Raw genomic sequence first — 244 nt, forward strand, 5'->3', positions numbered from 1 at the left:
GCCGCTAACAACTGATGCTCAACCGCTTTAATATCAGGGCGTTGCGTGAGTAAATCAGACGGTAAACCAACTGGTACTTCTGGTAAGTCGAGTAAATGATTAAGTGACGCATTTGGCAGTAAATCACTGGCAACGCTATTACCTACTAGTAAATCAAGCGCATTTTTATCGCGTTTTAATAAACGCTTATACTTTGCTATATCAACTTTAGCTGTAGCAACCGTACTTTTAAGTTGCTCTAGGG

Annotated in this window: 1 pseudogene; it reads right to left on the minus strand. The window is 40.6% G+C overall.

Annotated features, from left to right (window positions below):
• A pseudogene (locus AAEY62_RS24175) lies at positions 1-244 on the minus strand (multidrug transporter); the annotation flags it as partial.

It is taken from the genome of Pseudoalteromonas sp. GW168-MNA-CIBAN-0100 (genome assembly GCF_040309225.1).
Classification (GTDB): domain Bacteria; phylum Pseudomonadota; class Gammaproteobacteria; order Enterobacterales; family Alteromonadaceae; genus Pseudoalteromonas; species Pseudoalteromonas arctica.